A 5,470-nucleotide genomic window follows, 5' to 3' on the forward strand; every position below is an offset into this window, starting at 1 on the left:
AAAGCAAAAGCCCCGACCATTGCTGATCGGGGCTTTCTCTTTGGGGAGTCTGGCGATGTCCTACTTTCACACAGGCAATCTGCACTATCATCGGCGCTGAGGCGTTTCACCGTCCTGTTCGGGATGGGAAGGGGTGGGACCACCTCGCTAAGGTCACCAGACTTTAACTGTTTGCATGTCGCTCACCCATCTCGGTTCGCGCCACGCTGAATTCGATAGAAGAAGCTAGTTTTTGTCGATTGTACCGCGTCGTTCACGCGTTTCAGGTTATAGGATCAAGCCTCACGGGCTATTAGTATCGGTTAGCTTAACGCATTACTGCGCTTCCACACCCGACCTATCAACGTCCTGGTCTCGAACGATCCTTCAGGGGTCTTAAAGACCCAGGGAAGTCTTATCTTGAGGCTAGTTTCGCACTTAGATGCTTTCAGCGCTTATCTATTCCAGACTTAGCTACCCGGCAATGCCACTGGCGTGACAACCGGTACACCAGAGGTCTGTCCACTCCGGTCCTCTCGTACTAGGAGCAGCCCCCCTCAAACTTCCAACGCCCACTGCAGATAGGGACCAAACTGTCTCACGACGTTTTGAACCCAGCTCACGTACCACTTTAAATGGCGAACAGCCATACCCTTGGGACCGGCTACAGCCCCAGGATGTGATGAGCCGACATCGAGGTGCCAAACTCCGCCGTCGATGTGAACTCTTGGGCGGAATCAGCCTGTTATCCCCGGAGTACCTTTTATCCGTTGAGCGATGGCCCTTCCATTCAGAACCACCGGATCACTATGTCCTGCTTTCGCACCTGCTCGACTTGTCGGTCTCGCAGTTAAGCCACCTTTTGCCATTACACTATCAGTACGATGTCCGACCGTACCTAGGTGACCTTCGAGCTCCTCCGTTACACTTTGGGAGGAGACCGCCCCAGTCAAACTGCCTACCATGCACGGTCCCCGACCCCGCTAAGGGGCCCAGGTTAGAACCTCAAACACACCAGGGTGGTATTTCAAGGACGGCTCCATGACAACTAGCGTCGCCACTTCATAGCCTCCCACCTATCCTACACAAGTCTGTTCAAAGTCCAATGCAAAGCTACAGTAAAGGTTCACGGGGTCTTTCCGTCTAGCAGCGGGGAGATTGCATCTTCACAAACACTTCAACTTCGCTGAGTCTCGGGAGGAGACAGTGTGGCCATCGTTACGCCATTCGTGCGGGTCGGAACTTACCCGACAAGGAATTTCGCTACCTTAGGACCGTTATAGTTACGGCCGCCGTTTACTGGGACTTCAATCAAGAGCTTGCACCCCATCATTTAATCTTCCAGCACCGGGCAGGCGTCACTCCGTATACGTCCACTTTCGTGTTGGCACAGAGCTGTGTTTTTGATAAACAGTCGCAGCCACCAGTTCACTGCAACCCCATCACGCTCCATCCGCAGGGACTTCACGCTACCGGGGCACACCTTCTCCCGAAGTTACGGTGTCAATTTGCCGAGTTCCTTCTCCCGAGTTCTCTCAAGCGCCTTAGTATTCTCAACCTGCCCACCTGTGTCGGTTTGCGGTACGGTTCACAATAAGCTGAAGCTTAGTGGCTTTTCCTGGAAGCATGGGATCAATCACTTCAGAGTCAAAGACTCCTCGTCATCACGCCTCAGTGTTAACAGGGATCCGGATTTGCCTAAATCCCCCACCTACACGCTTAAACCGGGACATCCAACACCCGGCTGACCTACCCTTCTCCGTCCCCACATCGCACTTATTGCAAGTACGGGAATATTAACCCGTTTCCCATCGACTACGCATTTCTGCCTCGCCTTAGGGGCCGACTCACCCTGCGCCGATGAACGTTGCGCAGGAAACCTTGGGCTTTCGGCGAGGGGGCTTTTCACCCCCTTTATCGCTACTCATGTCAGCATTCGCACTTCTGATACCTCCAGCATGCTTTACAACACACCTTCACAGGCCTACAGAACGCTCTCCTACCATATGTGTAAACACATATCCGCGTCTTCGGTTCATAGTTTGAGCCCCGTTACATCTTCCGCGCAGGACGACTCGACCAGTGAGCTATTACGCTTTCTTTAAATGATGGCTGCTTCTAAGCCAACATCCTGGCTGTCTATGCCTTCCCACCTCGTTTTCCACTTAACTATGCATTTGGGACCTTAGACGGCGGTCTGGGTTGTTTCCCTCTTGACACCGGACGTTAGCACCCGATGTCTGTCTCCCAAGCTCGCACTCTTCGGTATTCGGAGTTTGCCATGGTTTGGTAAGTCGCGATGACCCCCTAGCCATAACAGTGCTCTACCCCCGAAGGTGATACTTGAGGCACTACCTAAATAGTTTTCGGAGAGAACCAGCTATTTCCAAGTTTGTTTAGCCTTTCACCCCTATCCACAGCTCATCCCCTAGTTTTGCAACACTAGTGGGTTCGGTCCTCCAGTGCGTGTTACCGCACCTTCAACCTGGCCATGGATAGATCACTTGGTTTCGGGTCTACGCCCAGCAACTCAGCGCCCTATTCGGACTCGGTTTCCCTACGCCTCCCCTATTCGGTTAAGCTCGCTACTGAACGTAAGTCGCTGACCCATTATACAAAAGGTACGCAGTCACCCCACAAGGAGGCTCCCACTGTTTGTATGCATCCGGTTTCAGGTTCTATTTCACTCCCCTCCCGGGGTTCTTTTCGCCTTTCCCTCACGGTACTGGTTCACTATCGGTCGATCACGAGTATTTAGCCTTGGAGGATGGTCCCCCCATCTTCAAACAGGATTTCACGTGTCCCGCCCTACTTTTCGCTAGCTCAGTACCACCAATGACGTTTCACATACGGGGCTATCACCCTCTATGGCCGGACTTTCCATTCCGTTCTGTTACATCATCGACTATCACTAGCAGGCTCTTCCCCGTTCGCTCGCCACTACTTGGGGAATCTCGGTTGATTTCTTTTCCTCGGGGTACTTAGATGTTTCAGTTCTCCCGGTTCGCTTCAAACAGCCTATGTATTCAGCTGCTGATACCTCAAAAGAGGTGGGTTTCCCCATTCGGACATCGACGGATCAAAGCTCCATTGCCAGCTCCCCGTCGCTTTTCGCAGGCTTGCGCGTCCTTCATCGCCTGTGATCGCCAAGGCATCCACCAGATGCACTTAGTCGCTTGATCCTATAACCTCAAACACGTAATCGCATTCTCAGTCATCTGATCGCGCTCGACTTACTACTACTTCAATGTTCTAAGACATTGAGAGTGTTCTCGATACAATCAACCCAATTTAAAACTTTACTTCGATTTAAATCGGTCTAACTTCTTCTATCTTGTTAAAGAGCGATACAGAGTAATTCTGTCTGATTCAAGCAATCAGAAATAAACAATCTACCTCGGCCTCTACTTCAGCCGATGCAAATCCCTTGTTTCTGAGAACTCTAAACACACCATCGAAATGGTGGAGGTTGACGGGATCGAACCGACGACCCCCTGCTTGCAAAGCAGGTGCTCTCCCAACTGAGCTAAACCCCCATCGATGAACTTCTTTTCCACTGCAAAGCAGTGGTGGGTCAGATAGGAATCGAACCTATGACCCCCGCCTTATCAAGACGGTGCTCTAACCGACTGAGCTACTGACCCAGTTCATTTCCTGAGCCATCGCTGACCCAGTTCTCCGTATCTCTAACCTACAGCCGATGAGTGTGAGTACTTGATCCAACCTTTTCTCTGAAAGGAGGTGATCCAGCCGCAGGTTCCCCTACGGCTACCTTGTTACGACTTCACCCCAGTCATGAATCCTACCGTGGTAACCGGCCTCCTTGCGGTTAGCCTAGCTACTTCTGGTAGAACCCACTCCCATGGTGTGACGGGCGGTGTGTACAAGGCCCGGGAACGTATTCACCGCGACATGCTGATCCGCGATTACTAGCGATTCCGACTTCATGCACTCGAGTTGCAGAGTGCAATCCGGACTACGATCGGTTTTCTGAGATTAGCTCCACCTCGCGGCTTGGCAACCCTCTGTACCGACCATTGTATGACGTGTGAAGCCCTGGTCATAAGGGCCATGAGGACTTGACGTCATCCCCACCTTCCTCCGGTTTGTCACCGGCAGTCCCATTAAAGTGCCCAACTGAATGCTGGCAACTAATGGCAAGGGTTGCGCTCGTTGCGGGACTTAACCCAACATCTCACGACACGAGCTGACGACAGCCATGCAGCACCTGTGTTACGGCTCCCGAAGGCACTCCTCCGTCTCTGGAGGATTCCGTACATGTCAAGACCAGGTAAGGTTTTTCGCGTTGCATCGAATTAATCCACATCATCCACCGCTTGTGCGGGCCCCCGTCAATTCCTTTGAGTTTTAATCTTGCGACCGTACTCCCCAGGCGGTCTACTTCACGCGTTAGCTGCGTTACTAAGCTCCGAAAAGCCCAACAACTAGTAGACATCGTTTAGGGCGTGGACTACCAGGGTATCTAATCCTGTTTGCTCCCCACGCTTTCGTGCATGAGTGTCAGTAGCAGGCCAGGGGGCTGCCTTCGCCATCGGTGTTCCTCCACATCTCTACGCATTTCACTGCTACACGTGGAATTCCACCCCCCTCTCCCGTACTCTAGTTCGCCAGTTAGCAATGCAATTCCCAGGTTGAGCCCGGGGATTTCACATCACTCTTAACGAACCACCTGCGCACGCTTTACGCCCAGTAATTCCGATTAACGCTTGGACCCTACGTATTACCGCGGCTGCTGGCACGTAGTTAGCCGGTCCTTATTCTTCAGGTACTCTCAACAGCACTGGATATTAGCCAGTACCTTTTGCTCCCTGACAAAAGCGCTTTACAACCCGAAGGCCTTCTTCACGCACGCGGCATTGCTGGATCAGGCTTGCGCCCATTGTCCAAGATTCCCCACTGCTGCCTCCCGTAGGAGTCTGGGCCGTGTCTCAGTCCCAGTGTGGCGGATCGTCCTCTAAGACCCGCTACTGATCGTCGCCTTGGTGAGCCTTTACCTCACCAACTAGCTAATCAGCCATCAGCCGCTCGCATAGCACAAGGTCCGAAGATCCCCTGCTTTCCTCCGTAGAGAATATGCGGTATTAGCGAATCTTTCGACTCGTTATCCCCCACTACGCGGTACGTTCCGATGTATTACTCACCCGTTCGCCACTAAAGTAAGGAGCAAGCTCCTTACCTCCGTTCGACTTGCATGTGTAAAGCATGCCGCCAGCGTTCAATCTGAGCCAGGATCAAACTCTTTCGTTTAATTCCTGTATTACTTAATTGCGCTCGCTTGCTTAAAACTCAGAATCAACAAGTGTGTACTTGTTACTTCTGTCTTAAGTGCGAGTGCTGGTCAAACCAAGCACTCACACTCATCGGCTGTAATTTGTTAAAGATCGTTGCCCTGACGCCGCCAAACTCGCTAAACTCGTCGTTTCGCTTCGTTTGTTTCGCTGCGTCAGCAGCAGAGAGGCCGAACTATACG

2 tRNA genes and 3 rRNA genes are annotated in these 5,470 nt (G+C 52.2%); all 5 read right to left on the minus strand.

Annotation, left to right across the window (positions count from 1 at the left end):
• Positions 1-47: 47 nt before the first annotated feature.
• A 5S ribosomal RNA gene (gene rrf / locus INR99_RS17190) occupies positions 48-161 on the minus strand.
• A gap of 110 nt (positions 162-271) precedes the next feature.
• Positions 272-3,161 (minus strand): 23S ribosomal RNA (locus INR99_RS17195).
• 278 nt (positions 3,162-3,439) lie between these two features.
• Positions 3,440-3,515: transfer RNA gene (locus tag INR99_RS17200), tRNA-Ala, on the minus strand.
• Positions 3,516-3,546: 31 nt separating this feature from the next.
• Positions 3,547-3,623: transfer RNA gene (locus INR99_RS17205), tRNA-Ile, on the minus strand.
• A gap of 90 nt (positions 3,624-3,713) precedes the next feature.
• Positions 3,714-5,247, minus strand: a 16S ribosomal RNA gene (locus INR99_RS17210).
• Together the 16S, 23S and 5S rRNA genes with 2 tRNA genes alongside form the textbook arrangement of a ribosomal RNA operon.
• Between the last annotated feature and the right edge of the window lie 223 nt (positions 5,248-5,470).

Source organism: Chitinilyticum piscinae (assembly GCF_015223195.1).
Lineage (GTDB): Bacteria > Pseudomonadota > Gammaproteobacteria > Burkholderiales > Chitinibacteraceae > Chitinilyticum > Chitinilyticum piscinae.